General features: G+C 65.5%; 14 protein-coding genes. 10 read left to right on the plus strand and 4 right to left on the minus strand.

What is annotated here, in order from left to right; all coding sequences use genetic code 11:
- Window positions 1–208: 208 nt before the first annotated feature.
- The 3 genes from ACTWPB_RS04275 to ACTWPB_RS04285 all read left to right on the plus strand — a co-directional run bounded on the left by ACTWPB_RS04275 (window position 209) and on the right by ACTWPB_RS04285 (window position 4,438).
- On the plus strand, window positions 209–3,190 hold the full coding sequence (locus ACTWPB_RS04275) for a WXG100-like domain-containing protein (protein WP_446224411.1): 2,982 nt from the start codon (window positions 209–211) through the stop codon (window positions 3,188–3,190).
- Window positions 3,078–3,824, plus strand: coding sequence for an alpha/beta hydrolase (locus tag ACTWPB_RS04280; protein ID WP_446226229.1), 747 nt, complete (start codon window positions 3,078–3,080; stop codon window positions 3,822–3,824). The genes ACTWPB_RS04275 and ACTWPB_RS04280 overlap by 113 nt, the downstream gene beginning before the upstream one ends.
- Window positions 3,825–3,895: 71 nt before the next feature.
- Window positions 3,896–4,438, plus strand: a complete 543-nt coding sequence (locus tag ACTWPB_RS04285; RefSeq protein ID WP_446224412.1) for a hypothetical protein — start codon at window positions 3,896–3,898, stop codon at window positions 4,436–4,438.
- A gap of 69 nt (window positions 4,439–4,507) precedes the next feature.
- On the opposite strand, the gene ACTWPB_RS04290 is transcribed toward ACTWPB_RS04285, so the two are convergent.
- Entirely contained in the window at window positions 4,508–5,755 is a 1,248-nt protein-coding gene (locus tag ACTWPB_RS04290) for an IS256 family transposase (RefSeq protein WP_446224413.1), read from the minus strand.
- Between the two features lie 224 nt (window positions 5,756–5,979).
- Here ACTWPB_RS04290 and ACTWPB_RS04295 point away from each other — a divergent pair, with 224 nt between their 5' ends.
- The gene (locus ACTWPB_RS04295; RefSeq protein ID WP_446224414.1) at window positions 5,980–6,474 is read left to right on the plus strand and encodes a hypothetical protein; all 495 of its coding nucleotides are present in this window, start codon (window positions 5,980–5,982) and stop codon (window positions 6,472–6,474) included.
- A gap of 69 nt (window positions 6,475–6,543) precedes the next feature.
- Here the strand turns inward: ACTWPB_RS04295 and ACTWPB_RS04300 are convergent, their stop codons facing one another.
- Together ACTWPB_RS04300 and ACTWPB_RS04305 are read right to left on the minus strand one after the other, a co-directional pair.
- Complete coding sequence (locus ACTWPB_RS04300; RefSeq protein WP_446224415.1) at window positions 6,544–7,140, minus strand: GNAT family N-acetyltransferase; 597 nt, start codon at window positions 7,138–7,140, stop codon at window positions 6,544–6,546.
- Entirely contained in the window at window positions 7,137–7,949 is an 813-nt protein-coding gene (locus tag ACTWPB_RS04305; protein WP_446224416.1) for a GntR family transcriptional regulator, read from the minus strand. Before ACTWPB_RS04305 ends, ACTWPB_RS04300 begins: the two co-directional genes overlap by 4 nt.
- Before the next feature lie 170 nt (window positions 7,950–8,119).
- On the opposite strand from ACTWPB_RS04305, the gene ACTWPB_RS04310 reads away from it, so the two are divergent.
- Window positions 8,120–8,620, plus strand: a complete 501-nt coding sequence (locus ACTWPB_RS04310) for a DUF4254 domain-containing protein (RefSeq protein WP_446224417.1) — start codon at window positions 8,120–8,122, stop codon at window positions 8,618–8,620.
- 97 nt (window positions 8,621–8,717) lie between these two features.
- On the opposite strand, the gene ACTWPB_RS04315 is transcribed toward ACTWPB_RS04310, so the two are convergent.
- A complete protein-coding gene (locus tag ACTWPB_RS04315; protein WP_446224418.1) occupies window positions 8,718–12,167 on the minus strand; it encodes a nucleotide-binding protein in 3,450 nt (1,149 codons plus the stop codon).
- Window positions 12,168–12,505: 338 nt separating this feature from the next.
- On the opposite strand from ACTWPB_RS04315, the gene infA reads away from it, so the two are divergent.
- From infA to rpsD, 5 genes are all read left to right on the plus strand, one after another.
- Window positions 12,506–12,727 carry a translation initiation factor IF-1 gene (gene infA, locus ACTWPB_RS04320; protein WP_003418601.1) on the plus strand — a complete coding sequence of 74 codons (222 nt, stop codon included), beginning with the start codon at window positions 12,506–12,508 and terminating at the stop codon, window positions 12,725–12,727.
- Window positions 12,728–12,872: 145 nt separating this feature from the next.
- On the plus strand, window positions 12,873–12,986 hold the full coding sequence (rpmJ, locus tag ACTWPB_RS04325; protein ID WP_056818299.1) for a 50S ribosomal protein L36: 114 nt from the start codon (window positions 12,873–12,875) through the stop codon (window positions 12,984–12,986).
- A 212-nt stretch (window positions 12,987–13,198) separates the two neighbouring features.
- Window positions 13,199–13,570: a 30S ribosomal protein S13 gene (gene rpsM, locus ACTWPB_RS04330; RefSeq protein ID WP_378598303.1), complete on the plus strand. Its 372-nt coding sequence runs from the start codon at window positions 13,199–13,201 to the stop codon at window positions 13,568–13,570.
- A 9-nt stretch (window positions 13,571–13,579) separates the two neighbouring features.
- On the plus strand, window positions 13,580–13,993 hold the full coding sequence (gene rpsK, locus ACTWPB_RS04335) for a 30S ribosomal protein S11 (RefSeq protein WP_019045110.1): 414 nt from the start codon (window positions 13,580–13,582) through the stop codon (window positions 13,991–13,993).
- Between the two features lie 24 nt (window positions 13,994–14,017).
- Complete coding sequence (rpsD, locus tag ACTWPB_RS04340; protein WP_446224419.1) at window positions 14,018–14,623, plus strand: 30S ribosomal protein S4; 606 nt, start codon at window positions 14,018–14,020, stop codon at window positions 14,621–14,623.
- The last annotated feature ends 1 nt before the right edge of the window (window position 14,624 follow it).

Here is a 14,624-nt window from a genome sequence, read left to right on the forward strand (position 1 = left end):
CAGGCCTCGCACCGTGACGGTATCGGAAATCGGTTTATATGGGCCGTCGCGGTTGATCGGCCCCCGTCGGTGTGGCACCGTGGGCTGGGGTTGCCCTCAGCGATCGAGATAGGTTGGGGCGCAGCCAGTTCGTGTGGAGATGGTTCGATGCCCGGGGGGCGCAGATGGCGGGATCAGCGGGGCTGTCGCGTGTTTCGGGCGTTCTCCGGTGATCTGGGAGCCGCCGTTGGCGGGGATCCTTGGGTATCTGGTCGGGATGCAGTGGCCGGAGGGCAACGAGGATCTGCTGTGGGGCCTTGCTGATGACTGGAAGGGCGCCGCAACGAATCTGAAGTCGGTCGATTCGGAAATCGTCGCGGCGATGAACGCGGTCCGGCAGGCCTACCCGACGGGTGACGGCGGCGACAAAATGATCGCCCAGCTGCAGAGTCTGCGCACCGGCGAGAGCTCGATTTTCGAGCTGGCGAAGTGGTTCGACAGTGTCGCCGGATCGGCGGACCGCACCGGTACTCAAATCGAATACACGAAGTTGATGTTCCACACCACGTTGGTGATGCTGGCCGCCGACATCGCAGCCGCGTGGTTGTTTCCGCCGACAGCGCCAGCTGCTGAGGGCGCGATTTTGGGGTTGGGTCGGGTCATTGTCAGGTTCATAACGACGGGGACGGTCAAACAGATCGCTAAAGAGGTGCCCAAGCTCGCCTCGGCGTCGATGTTGAAATTCGCTGTTCGGACCGCGGCGATCGGTGGTGGGCTCGGTGCCGTTCAGGATCTAGGCGTTCAGGGCTATCAAGCTCTCAACGGTCGCCGCGATGGCATCGACATGAAGCAGTTGGGATTGACTGCTCTCGGTGGAGCGGCTGGTGGTGCGGTCGCCGGTCCGATGGGCATAGTCGGCGGTCGGATGTTGTTCAAGGAGCAGGTGGAGGGAGCCGCCCAGAAGTCGCTGACCACCGTATCGAAGAATCTGCTGATCGGAGGTGTATCGGGTGCCGGCGCCGGGTTGGCGGGATGGGCGGCAAATGCCGCGGTAACTGGGGACTGGCACTTCGATCCACGGGTGCTGTCGGCCGGCGTCGCCGGGGGTGCGTTGCCGAGCGGTGCGTCGCACCTACCGTCGGCGTTCGGCCGTGACGCACCGATGGCCGGAAACTCCTTGGGTAACTCGCCGACGAAGGGCGGCATGAACCCATCCGACCCATCGCCGGCAGGCACAAGTCCTGATGCATCAGGTCGACAAGGCGATTCAGTAGGTTTGGGTGACCAGGCATCCGAGGGGCAGGGCTTGTCGAGCGGGCGTGCGGGTGACGCTTCCCAACCCGAGTCGGCCCCGGGTTCGGCTGATCATGCCCAGCCCGGCGCGCGTGAGGCGGCGCAGCCGAGTGTGTCGGAGTCACCAGTTGCCGCCGGACCACGAGACTCCGCAGGTGCTTCGGTGCCGGTGAACGGCGCCGCGGAAACGCCGTCGCACTCGGCAACGAACGGCCAGTCTGCCGCCGGACATCCACAAGCCCCTGGCTCGGGAGAAGTCGCTGGGCACTCGGCGAATACCGTTGGTCACGCTGAGTCTCCCGCTGCAACCACTCCCGCCCACAGCGCGGCTACGCCAACGCAGTCACCCAGTGCGGTCATCCACTCTGAGGTGTCAAACGCCACCAGCCGAACTGACCCCATTGCCGCTTCGCCACGCGGTGAGTCGACTGCGGCGCCGATCCGCGCTGATTCAACTCCGCAGTCTCCGCGAACAGACGCTCCGAGTAAGTCGGTGCGAGCCGAAGCCTCGGCTCCTCCCGGACGTGCGGAAACTCCGAACACCGCGAGTCGCCCAGAACCTGCGGCGGCTAGTCGCGCTAGCCAAGCTTCGCCGGTGCTGCCCGGTGAAGTGCGGGCCAGTGCGGCGCCGGCCCGTGAGAGTGGCAGTTCGGTGGCGCCGATCAGCGCTCGAAGCACTGGCATCGAGGCGACAGCACGGCCACTTATCGATGGCAGGGAAGCCGTACGCGCGGGCGAGGCCGTGGTCGAGCACGCTGTTCCACAATCGGAGCCGACCGACCGACAGCTTCCACGCATCGGTGCACGTCCCGACAACTCAGCCGGAGATGCCCACGATCGAACGGCAGGCAACAACGACCAATCGACAGGTCGTGTGGAAGGTGAGATTCGCAGCCCGCAAGACGATCTGCCGCCTTCTTCTGAGCGCGATCTGGATCAAGGTGCACAGGGTCCAGGCGTAGAACAGGCACCTCGTCAGTCGATTCTCCCCGAAGACCCGCCGCTCACCGATCGAGAACGTGCCCTTGCCGCCGAGGCACTCAAAGCAGCAGGATCGGATGACTTTCTCGCGCAGCTGAAATTCAACCCCGATGCTGTGCTCGGCGTCGAGTCGACCCACAGGCGTACGAATGAAAACCACGAGTGGTGGCGTTCGCTGACTCCAGAACAACAAAATGCGATGGTTCGGGTACATCCCCATGAGGTGGGCAATCCCGACGGAGGCATTCCTCGTCACGTGCGTGACGAGGCCAACCGACTCTCAATGGCTCGCGACCTCGCCGCACTGGGTGACGCTCCACCGGAGCGACCCAAAGGGCTATGGAGCAAAATGTTCGGTGGGCCCGAACCGATGTCGGAAGTGCATCGAAAGAATCTCGAAGACACAATTGCCGCGCTGACCAATGTAGAAGAGCGGGCCGCGCTATATGAGTCTGAATTTGGGATCCGACCGCCGGTGCATGTTCTGTCCTACGATTCATCGCTATTCAACGGTGAAGGACGGGCAGTCGTGGCTTTCGGTGACGTTGCGCGCGCATCGAGTGTTTCCTGGCATATCCCCGGTATCACCACAACCATCCGCAGTTTGGATACCAATCTCCGAAATGCGTTCAACCATCTATGGGAGACATCTGCGCTTCTGGATGTCAAGCATAACCCGGTGTTGATCGCATCGATTGCGTGGATCGGTTATGACGCCCCCAGCGGTTTCAAGGATTGCTCTGGAGACGCGAAATCAAGAGTTGGCGAAGAAGGGCGGCCAACTTTTAGCCCGGGATGTCGCTGCCTTCGGGCAGGAACGTCGACTGCAGGCCGCCGCTCTCGGCGGGGCAGATGTCCCAAGGACTCATCTATTCGGGCACAGCTATGGCTCAACGACTACGAGTCACGCCGGCCAGTATGGTCGATTGTCTGGTGATGTTTCCACTATCACGCTGTTGGGTTCGCCTGGAGCTGGTCCCCTCCATCATGCCACGGACTTCGGTATCGGTAAAGACAACGTGTTCGTGGCGACCTCATCAAAGGACCCCGTCACCTTTGTCGGCGCCAACACGGATGGCGGTGTTGGGCGGTTTCTGCCCGGCGGTCGGTTGGGTCAAGGAATGGACCCATCGATTGCAGCATTCGGTGCAACTCGAGTTGCCGCAGAGTTCTCAGCGGACGCTAGTACGCTGCGAGGAAACATCAACACGCATACCGCCTACTACACATATCAGGAAGCGCCATTTCCAGGCGCTGACGCCGCTCGTTTACCGGGTGAAGGCCCCAGCGAGTCGCTGCAAAATTTCGCTCGGATCGCCGCTGGACTGCAGGACACTGTGCTGCCCGAGTTCGCCCGTCCGGGACACCAAGAGCCGAACTCGTGGCAGGGCAAGGTCGCGTCATTGCCGAATGATCCGGCGCGAGGCCGCGAGCCAGTTTCCAATATGCGTGACGGCGGTATACCTGAGGGCTACCATGATCTTGTTGCCGAACACCGCGTGCAGCTTGCCGAGCCACCCCTGACGCACCGCCACACAGCGACGTCAAGAACTGCGCACCCGAAGCCCTGAGTCAGGTTCGCGAGATCACTCGCAACGAGAACATCGAGGTTCCTAACGATCCTTCGATCGCTGAACGAGGGATGTCCGCAGCCGAGCTCGAGAACGCTGCCGGCAGCCGGTTGGAACGGTTCGAAACGTATGGAGCGGTAGCAGGACGCTTGGGGGAGCTCGGCAACGGCGCGACGGCGATCGTGGTCGATGAGTTTCACGGTCCGTCTGATGAGAACGGTGTCGGCGCACACGCCTATGTGATCACGAATGAGAACGGCCGCATGGTCGTCCTTGACAAGGCATTGGGTAGCGGCCCGCTTCGGTTCCCGCCTGATGGTACGAATGTCGCGTCCACGCACGCGATCATATTCAAACCGGACGGTACTCCGGCTCGCCTTGTTGACGCCGATAATCCTGTAACGTCGGCGCGGGCACACGACCCCGGCCCCGAATCGCGAATCGGCCAGCCCGACCATCAGCCTGTTGGAGGGCACGCGCCACATTCCAGTTCCTCACCCGAAGCCCCGGTCCGTCCGAAACTACCTGTCATGGACCGGCCCTACTACGCGAATCCTCATTTCGTCGATCGCAGCGCCACGCAGGAGTATGTGGCTAAACACCCGATCAGATAGTGTCCCGTGGAGTGGTGGACTTCGGATCAACCGCCAAACTGCGTAGTGATCAACGAGTCATGTTGAATGCTAGCCGATTTCGACACTCTCCGCGAGCGCCGGCACCGCTTCGGCAGCGTGTTGTTTGGCCACGATCACCGCTCGCAGCTCGTCCATGCTGACATCGGACACGTAGCGGCGGGTGACCTGCCATTCGTCGTGTTGCTCGATCACGACCGCGGTCGCCAACCGCAGAAACGCCGCCGAGTTCGGGAAGATCTCGACCACGTCGGCGCGGCGTTTGATTTCCTTGTTCAACCGTTCGATCGGGTTGTTCGACCAGATCTTGGACCAATGCGCCCGCGGGAACGCCGCGAAGGCCAACACGTCGTGTCTAGCGGCGGTCAGCATCGCCGCCGCCTTCGGAAACGACCCAGACAAGGTCTCGACGACCTGGTCGTACTGGGTAGCGACCTCCTCGGGATCGGTATGGACGAAGATCGTCTTGACCGCCGCCATCACCGCCGGCACGTGCTTCGAACCCACCGCACCCTGCAGATTCCGCATGAAATGCACCCGACACCGCTGCCACGCCGCACCGGTGAACTGTTGAGCGACAGCGGCTTTCAAGCCTGAGTGCGCGTCAGAGATCACCAGATGCACCCCCGACAAGCCACGATTACGCAGGCTGACCAGGAACTCGCGCCAGAACTCGAACGATTCGCTGTCACCGACGGCGGTGCCGAGGACTTCCCGGCCGCCGTCGATCGAGACCCCGGTCGCGACGACCAACGCTTGGGACACGACGTGGGCGCCGACGCGGACCTTGCAGTAGGTGGCATCGAGGAACACATACGGGAAGATGGTGTGGGTCAGAGTGCGGTCGCGGAACCGGGCGATCTCTGCGTCGAGCCCGGCGCAGATCCTCGAGACCTCCGATTTCGAGATCCCGGACTCGACGCCGAGCGCGGCGACGAGGTCATCGACGTTGCGGGTGGAAACGCCATGGACGTAGGCCTCCATGATCACCGCGTGCAACGCTTGATCGATGCGGCGGCGGCGTTGCAACAGCGAGGGGAAGAACGACCCCGCCCGCAGTTTCGGGATCTTCAACTCGACGTCGCCGCTGGTCGTGGCCACGGTTTTGGTGCGGTGCCCGTTACGGTGGGTGGTGCGGTCGGTGCTGCGTTCGTAGCGGGCAGCGCCGAGGGTTTCGGTGGCTTCGGCCTCGATCAACGCTTGCAAACCAGCGCGGATCAGTTCAGCGAACACGGTGCCGATTTCGGCGCCCTTGAGCTGATCAAGTTGGGTCAGCAGTGCAGAATGGTCGTGGGTCATCGCGTAGTCCTTCGTGGGTCTGTGGGTGAGTCACTGTGGTAGGTAACTCGTTCACCACTACGCGATGGCCCGCCTTCAGGTCGGGAGCGACACGCCCGAAACCTGTTGCGGGGCTACTGATCCGATTCCCACCACTCCAGGGGACTCTCCCCGGCATCGCTGACTATTCGACCTCAGACCAGGCCAGAGTAATTCTCGTCGACTATCGTCGGACCTTGTTGGGAGTGCTCGAAGGGGAGCAGCTGGCCGGCTACTCCACTTCTGCGCAGACCTGTACCGGCATGATCGCCGAGGTGGCGAGCTATCTGTCGAAGCGGATGGCACCAGCTGATGTCACACCCCAACAGATCCGAGACAGAAGCTGGGGGTCCGGACCCGAGATCTATATCGTGATTGACGATTACGACATGGTGGTGGGCGGGGGCGGACTTCAGAATCCGCTGGCGCCGATCGTCGAGTACTTGCCGCACGCTAGAGATATCGGCCTCCATGTCATCGTCACCCGCCGCATGGGCGGAGTCTCGCGCGCACTCTTCGATGGGGTGCTCGCTGCGATGAAGAATCTCTCCGTCGATGTGTTGATGATGAGTGGGCCGCGTGACGAAGGCAAACTGTTCGCGGATGAACGTCCGCAGAAGTTGCCACCGGGTAGAGGGATGCTCATCTCGCGCAATCGAGGCAAGGAGATGGTGCAGATCGCGAATGCGAGAGGGATCTGAGCGAAGTGAGTGCTGGCGGATTCGGCCGATAGCATCTTCTGCACTGGTGTCCTTCGTCGAGCTCCGCAGTCACTCCCGCATAGAGGCCGCTGGGAACCTCCGCTGAGCACCAGATTCGGCGAGGTTCGGCGGTAATCGGTGCGGCCATGCTGTGGTCTGCCGTTCGAATAGCGCCTTCGACGGCCCGCACGCGCCGGGGCCCGCGATCCGCGCCATCGCGAAACCTGCACGGCGGTAGTAGTCATGGAGTTCGGTGTTGGTCGTCCAAGCGTCCAGCCGTACCCACGGCCGATGTTGCTGATCCGCCAATCGCGCCGCATTAGCCAGCAGATGGTCACCCACCCGGCGCCCCGCGAACCGCAGATCGACGATCATGAAATGCACGATCACCGACTCCTGCAATTCCCACGGCGCCCACAGCCCCGGATCGGCCCGATGGTTGACCGTGATCGTGCCGGCAGGTTCGTCGTCCACCTCCGCGATCCACGTCTCACCCCGATCCAACGCCCGCCCGACCGCACCGGCGAAGATCTCGATCGGCCGCCCGCGGCCCGCTACCGTCCACTGATCCGACCCGCGTGCCGTCAGCCACGACGTGCGCTGGACGCGCAGGCGGCAGATCAGCGGCAGGTCGCCCAGGGTGGCCGGGCGCAGGCGCACCGTCATGGCAGCGCGACGGCCAACCCGGGTGCGATGCCGAGGGTGCGGGCGATGACGTCGGTGCCGGTGGTGTCGCCGAGCTGGTAGGCCAGCTGATTGCGGCCTGCCAGGGAACGGTGGCGGGTGGCGCGGGTGACGCGTTCGTGGTTGGCGCCGATGCGCAGGTGGTCGAGCAGGACGGTGCCGGTGGCGACGCCGAGTACCGCCGCTTCTTCGGCGGTGGCGGCGCGGGCCAGCACGGTATCGCGGTGGGCGGTCTCGCCGTAGCCGCGGTCGGCCAGGCGGCGGGTGGTGCCCTCGGGGATATCGTGGGGGGAGTCGATGCCCGCGGCTTCGGCGAGGTCGCGGGGGTAGAAACTCACCTCCCACGACCATGGTTCGTGGTCGAGGTACTGCACGACCGTGCGCGCGAGCACCCAGGAGTCGGCGGCGACTCCGAGCCAGCGCGCGACTTCGGTGTTCGCGGGTTCCATTCTGGTGCTGAATTGCTTGGACGGTTCGCGGTTGGCCGCGCGCGCGATCTCCTCGAAGATGTCGTGCGCCGACTTGGGCCGATCGCGACGGATGTGGTCGGTGACCACCGATTCCAGTACTTCCTGGTTTCGCACGATGGTGCCGCGGGAAGTCGCTGTGTAGACAAGATTTTCAGCGACCAGCACCTGAATCGCGTTGCGCGAGGTGGTGATCGAGACCTGCATCTGGGCGGCGAGCTCGGAGTGGCTGGGCAGGCGATCGCCCGGTTTCCATGTGCCCGCACGGATCTCCTCACGGAGAAGGTTCGCGATCCGGAGATAGGTCGGACCGTCCGCCATCATGCTCCTCGGTAGGTCGTGCAGGTAACGAAGTGTACTCGTATCGGTTACCTACGGCCGAGTAATGCTTGACAGAAAGCTTGCGAGGTTTATTGTAATGAACGTCCTGATCCGGTGCTCTGCGGCGATGACGGCGAGGCAACGTGGCTGGTTCGGAGAGTTCAACAGTTGTAATGGCTTTCCCCGACACAGTGCGGTGTGTCGATACCGCCGGGCTCCCGGCCGCTACCGGTCTGCTACCCCTCTCCGACATTCTCGTCCGGGCGTGTCGCGGACATCGGGTGATCGGTGGGCCGCTGCTCTGGTTCGCACGCGATCTGGCCGTGCTGCACGAGAAACGGATTGTCGGGCGCGGCGGACGGGTCGACACCGATCCGGTAGTCCTGCGCGAAATCGACTGTCGCCGTAGTGAACTGGTGCTGGCGATCGACGACTGGGTGCTGCGAGGAGTACCGCAGCACCGCCTCGGCGCGACGCTGCACACCGAGACAGTCGGCTCTGTCATCGACCGCATGGCCGAGGCTTCGGTGCGAGCCCACCATGCCCTGATGACGTTGGCCGCCAACGACGAGCTGCTGCACTGCGCGTGGCACCACCTGGCCGAACTGGCCGACGCCTACGACGACCTGGTGCGTGACGTGCTGGCCGGTCGTCGCAGGTTGCCGGAGTGGTGAACCAGCTCCGCCGCCACTCGGGCACCGTCAGGTGATCTGGACAGCGCTTTCACCGCCTTCTTTCGGCGCTGCGGCGTGGCAGCCGCAGCGCGCGAGGTCAGCCGATGCGGCGGTGGTCGACGCCGAACTCGTCGGCCACCGTGGCCGCCAGTTCCACGTAGGCGCGCTTGGTGGATTTGTGCAGGCGGTGCAGGTCGATTTCGGCGCCCTCGGAGAGGTGCTCGTCGAAGGGGATGATGTGGACGGCACGGCAGCGGGAGAGGAAGTACTCGCGCAGCTGCTGGATGCCGACGTTGGGTGAGCCCTCGCGGGGCAGGTTGATGACGACCACCGCGTTGCGGACCAGGTGGTCGTGGCCGTGCAGCGACAGCCAGTCCAGGGTCGCGGCGGCGCTGCGGGCACCGTCGATGGCGGCCGACGAGATCAGCACCAGGGAGTGGGCGAGGTCGAGGACCCCGCTCATCGCCGAGTGCATCAGTCCGGTGCCGCAGTCGGTGAGGATGATGTTGTAGAAGCGCTGCAGGATGCGGGCGACAGCCCGGTATTCCTCGTCGTTGAATGCTTCCGACGCGGCCGGATCGCGTTCGCTGGCAAGGACTTCCAGGCGGCTGGAGCCCTGGGAGGTGTGCCTGCGAACGTCGGAGTAGCGCTGGATCGAGGGGTCGAGCAGCAGGTCGCGCACTGTCGAGCGGGTTTGGATGGCCACTCGCTGCGACAGGGTGCCGAAGTCGGGATTGGCGTCTACGGCGATGACTCGGTCGCCGCGGATCGAGGCGAAGATCGAGCCGATGCCGGTCGTTGTGGTCGTCTTGCCGACGCCACCCTTCAGCGAGAGGACCGCGATCCGGTAGTCGCCGCGCACGGGTTGGCGGATACGGGCCACGAGTTCCTGCAGGCGCAGTTCCTCAGCGGACATGCCGGGGTTGATCGCGCCGCCGGACGCGTGGTGCACGGCCTTGCGCCAACCACTGCCCGGGGCCTTCTTGGCGCGCTTGACCGGGACGTTGTCGAGCGAGGGCTGCTGGCCCTGTGGCTGTGCGCCCCAACCAGATTGGCCGTGGGCCGGCTGCTGATACTGCTGCGGGGCCGCATTGGGCTGCTGGTACTGCGCGGGCGTGCCGTCGGGCTGGTACTGGTGGCCGGGGCCGTTGTGCGGCTGCGCGGGCGTGCCGTCGGGCCGGAACTGCTGGCCGGGGCCGTTGGGCTGGTTGTACTGCTGCGCGGGGGAGCCGTCGGGCTGGTACTGCTGGGCCGGGCCGTTCGGGGGGAACTGTTGCTGCGTGCCCTGATTCGGCTGTTGGTACTGCGGAGCCGGGGACCCGTCAGGCCGATACTGCGGCGCGGGAGCGCCGTCGGGGTACTGGTGCTGCGCGGGAGCGGCATCGGGCCGATACTGCGGTGCCGCGCCGTCGGGTCGCTGGGCGACGCCATCGGGACCGTAGGTGGGCAGACCGTCGGGCTGCTGGTGCTGGGCCGGGGTGCCGTCCGGGCGGGGATACGGCGACGCGGTGTCGGCCGCTTGCACGAATTCACCCGAGCGATAACCGGTTTGCGCGGCGCGTGCCTGTTCCGCCGCGTTCGCGCCACTCGGCCGGCTCGCCTCAACGCCAGGCGGACGGCTCTGCAGTCGGGGATCATCGGATCGGAAGACCTCGGTCCGCCCATCCGGTGCATGCGCCGGTACGACCGGCGTGGGATCACCGGGAACCGAATTGTATTGCGTCGCAGGATAAGCCGGAGGCCGAGCGTTCTCGCCCGACGCATACGGCGACCGCTGCTCGGTACCCGGTGGCCGCTGCGGAGCTACGGACTCGCCGGAGCTGTAAGGCGACCCGTGCGGTGGCGCGGATTCGCTTGCGGCGTGCGGGGAGCGGGCATCCGAGCGCCCGGTTTCAAGGGATGTTTCGGGAGTCGAGTAGTCCGGCGGCGTCTGCGCCGTGTGGTGCTGCGGTGCGGAATCGCTTGTAGCCTGCGGGGATCGGGGTCCTGCCTGCGCGATTTCCGCCAGTGGGTCGGGAATCGCGGCGGTCGTCGTCGGCCTCTGCCCCGCGTGGGGCGCAGGCTCGGATGCGGCACGGTCTGCCGTTGTCGGCGACTGCGCGTGATCGGCGAACGAGTCCCTGGCTGTCTGCGGTTCGGCCGCGGTCGGCTGCGCGGCGCTGTCGGCGGCGACGGTGTTCGCGGGTGCGTCCTCGTCGGGCATCGCCCATCCGCCGGAGGCATGAGGCGCGCCGGTCGTCTGCGATTCCGGGGGCGCTGGTGTTGTCGCCGTGGCTGATTCGGGCACCTGGTCGGCAGCCTGGCGAGACGGCGTGGCCTGCTCGGCCGCATGGAACGACGGCGCTGGTCGTGATTCCTGCTCGGCCGCACGGCGCGCGGAGGCCGACCCCGTGTCGGTGGTGGGTTGTCCGGCTTCCTCGCGAGGCGGCACCGGTTGGGGTGCCGCGTGGCCTGCCTGCTCGACGTCCCGGTCCGCGGCGACCGGCCGCTGCTCGGCGGTGATCGGCGGGGGCGGGACGGTCAGGCGTGGTGGGGCCTGGGTCGGCCGCGCGGGCGGGTCCGGCAGGGGAGGGGGCGGTGGGAGGTCGGGGCGCTGCTGGTTCGGGCCCAGCGCGGTGAAGCCGGTCGACGGCGCTGCGGGCGTGCGCGTCGGGAGCGCGTTCGCGGCGTGATCGGCCGCCTCGGTGGCCGACGCGGGTGTGGCAGGCCCGGCGTGCGGATGCCCGCTGGTGGGCGAAGACGGGAGCGGCGCGCCAGCGGAGGTCGGCGCGGGATCTGCTGGTGGCTGACCAGTCGGCCAGGGGGCCGAGCTGGTCGACGACGCCTGGCCGCCGGCCCACGGGGCCGGATCCGCCGCCGAAGGCCCCGGGATGGGCGACGAACCGTGGGCGTCCGGCCGCGGTGCCGGCTCGGTCGATGACGGCGGTGCGCTGGTCGGTGGCGTCAGCGGGTTCGGGCCGGCCTGCCAGCCCGTGCTCGGCTGCTCGGGCACAGCCTGCTGGTGCGGCTGCTGATACTGCGACGCATCGCGGCCCGCCTGCGGCTCGCGGCTTGCCTGCTGGTGTGGGGGCTGCTCGCGGGTGGGCTGCTGGAACGACCCTTGACCCTGGGTGGGCTGCTGGTACGTCCCCTGACCCTGGGCGGCCTGGTGGGGCGGCTGGTCGTAGGTGGGCTGCTGACGTGGCTGTTCTTCGCCGCGCGGCTGCTGGTGGGAGGGCCCGGGAATCAGCGGGTCCGCGGGCTGCTGCGGGGTGGCCCAGCCGGAACCGGACTGGGGGGCCTGCTCGGCAGGGCGTCGCTGGTCGACAGGTTCGGCCGGACGTGCGGTGGCTTCTTCCTCGGACTCGCGATCCTTGCGGCGGCGCCTGCCCTTGTCCTTGCGCGCAGCATCGTCACCACGGCCCATGAAGCGGCGGCGTTTGGGTGCCTCATCGATCTCGTCGTCCTGGGGCAGGTTCTCGACCGGAGCCTCGTAACCGACCTGTGTGACGTCGCTCTCCGACAGCCACGGCGGCAGCATGGGGAGGCTGTCGTTGTTGCGGCTCACCGGCACGCCTCGCTCACCAGGGTCCCCCGATCTGATCGACCCACTTCTCCGACGCCGTGGAGTTTACGCGACAACCCCCGCCCCGTGGTCGGCGCCTCAGCTCTCGACGCGGACCTCTGATCGCACGCCCCCAGCCTGCCGGATTGTTCGGCACGAGGCGCGATCGAGGTGTACGGTTCGGGGCACTTTTGCCACAGACCGCCCGGCCCGGTAAGCTTGAGCGGCGGTGCACCTATGCGCCGACTGTTCGCATGCATGTCGACCGTTCGTCGGCCGTTGCCAGTGAACAGCACGAGTAATCCAAACTCAGGTTGAGCGTAACCGGGATCGCGGAGGATATGGCGAAGAAAGACGGGGCCATCGAGGTCGAGGGTCGAGTTGTCGAGCCGCTGCCCAATGCGATGTTCCGGATCGAGCTCGAGAACGGTCACAAGGTTCTCGCGCACATCAGCGGAAAGATGCGGCAGCACTACATTCGTATCCTTCCGGAAGACCGCGTGGTCGTCGAGCTGTCGCCGTACGACCTCTCACGCGGCCGGATTGTCTACCGCTACAAGTGATGCCTGACGGCGTCGCGAGCCCGACCGGCGCGCGGCGTCGCACAGTGTCCCGGCAACGGGGCGCACACCAGACTTCCCCAGTCCTCTGGCTGGGGAAAAACTGTGTTCACACCACCTGTGTGGGCCAATACAAGATTGGACTGACGTGAAGGTTAATCCGAGCGTCAAGAAGATCTGCGAGAAGTGCAAGGTGATCCGCCGTCATGGTCGGGTCATGGTGATCTGCGACAACCTGCGCCACAAGCAGCGTCAGGGCTGATACAGCGTTCCCGAGGCTTGCCGAGGGGCCGTTCTACGCAGCACCACCGGGCACCGATCGTCTGATCGGACTGACCGAAAGAAGCACTCCCAGCTCCAGCGCGCACGTACTTGTGCGCGCCATCCACCGGCACGGAGGCCGGTGCCCCCACCTTGTAAAGACGGGGGGACGGACGGGGAGCAGACCTCCGCAACCATTAAGGAACCTGCCACATGGCACGTCTGATGGGCGTTGATCTCCCGCGCGAAAAGCGCATGGAGATCGCGCTGACCTACATTTTCGGAATCGGGCGCACCCGCGCCACCCAGATCCTGGCCGAGACGGGCGTCAGCCCGGACCTGCGCTCGAAGGATCTCAGCGACGACGACCTGTCGAAGCTTCGCGATTACATCGAAGCCTCGGACTACAAGGTCGAAGGTGACCTGCGCCGCGAGGTTCAGGCCGATATTCGCCGCAAGATCGAGATCGGCTGCTACCAGGGCATCCGCCACCGTCGTGGCCTGCCCGTTCGTGGTCAGCGCACCAAGACGAACGCGCGTACGCGCAAGGGTCCGAAGAAGACCGTCGCCGGCAAGAAGAAGTAGGGATAGCGTATGCCTCCGAAGAGCCGGGCCGCTGGCCCGAAGAAGACTCAGAAGTCGCGTCGCCGGGATAAGAAGAACATCCCGCACGGCCACGCGCACATCAAGAGCACGTTCAACAACACCATCGTCTCGATCACCGACCCCGAGGGCAATGTCATCTCGTGGGCGTCGTCGGGTCACGTCGGTTTCAAGGGTTCGCGTAAGAGCACCCCGTTCGCCGCGCAGCTCGCTGCCGAGAACGCTGCCCGCAAGGCGCAGGAGAACGGCGTCAAGAAGGTCGACGTGTTCGTGAAGGGCCCGGGTTCGGGCCGCGAGACCGCGATCCGTTCGCTGCAGGCCGCAGGCCTGGAAGTGGGCTCGATCTCCGATGTCACTCCGCAGCCGCACAACGGCTGCCGTCCGCCCAAGCGGCGTCGCGTCTAACAGCGGGAAAGGAAAAAGCTTCAAATGGCACGTTATACAGGCCCCATCACCCGCAAGTCGCGTCGTCTGCGCGTCGACCTCGTCGGAGGCGACCAGGCGTTCGAGCGTCGTCCTTACCCGCCCGGCCAGCACGGTCGCGCGCGGATCAAGGAATCCGAGTACCTCATGCAGCTGCAGGAGAAGCAGAAGGCTCGCTTCTCGTACGGCGTCATGGAGAAGCAGTTCCGTCGTTACTACGAAGAGGCCAACCGTCTCAAGGGTAAGACCGGCGACAACCTGCTCCGTCTGCTCGAGGCTCGTCTGGACAACGTCGTGTACCGCGCCGGTCTGGCTCGGACCCGTCGTCAGGCCCGTCAGCTGGTCAGCCACGGTCACTTCATCGTCAACGGTGTCAAGGTGAACGTCCCCAGCTACCAGGTCTCCCAGTACGACATCATCGATGTCAAGGAGAAGTCGCTCCCGACGCTGCCGTTCCAGGTGGCTCGCGAGACCGTCGGCGACCGTCCGGTTCCCGGTTGGCTGCAGGTCGTCCCCGGCCGCCTGCGCATCCTGGTGCACCAGCTGCCCGAGCGCGCGCAGATCGATGTGCCGCTGTCCGAACAGCTCATCGTCGAGTACTACTCGAAGTAAT

It is taken from the genome of Nocardia sp. IBHARD005, from assembly GCF_052814245.1.

Bases quoted from the DNA above. Each gene is read 5' to 3' on its own strand.
- ACTWPB_RS04285 (WP_446224412.1), top strand. From the start codon at position 3,896: ATGTCCGCAGCCGAGCTCGAGAACGCTGCCGGCAGCCGGTTGGAACGG.
- ACTWPB_RS04290 (WP_446224413.1), bottom strand. From the start codon at position 5,755: ATGACCCACGACCATTCTGCACTGCTGACCCAACTTGATCAGCTCAAG.
- ACTWPB_RS04300 (WP_446224415.1), bottom strand. From the start codon at position 7,140: ATGACGGTGCGCCTGCGCCCGGCCACCCTGGGCGACCTGCCGCTGATC.
- ACTWPB_RS04305 (WP_446224416.1), bottom strand. From the start codon at position 7,949: ATGATGGCGGACGGTCCGACCTATCTCCGGATCGCGAACCTTCTCCGT.
- ACTWPB_RS04310 (WP_446224417.1), top strand. From the start codon at position 8,120: ATGGCTTTCCCCGACACAGTGCGGTGTGTCGATACCGCCGGGCTCCCG.
- infA (WP_003418601.1), top strand. From the start codon at position 12,506: ATGGCGAAGAAAGACGGGGCCATCGAGGTCGAGGGTCGAGTTGTCGAG.
- rpsM (WP_378598303.1), top strand. From the start codon at position 13,199: ATGGCACGTCTGATGGGCGTTGATCTCCCGCGCGAAAAGCGCATGGAG.
- rpsK (WP_019045110.1), top strand. From the start codon at position 13,580: ATGCCTCCGAAGAGCCGGGCCGCTGGCCCGAAGAAGACTCAGAAGTCG.
- rpsD (WP_446224419.1), top strand. From the start codon at position 14,018: ATGGCACGTTATACAGGCCCCATCACCCGCAAGTCGCGTCGTCTGCGC.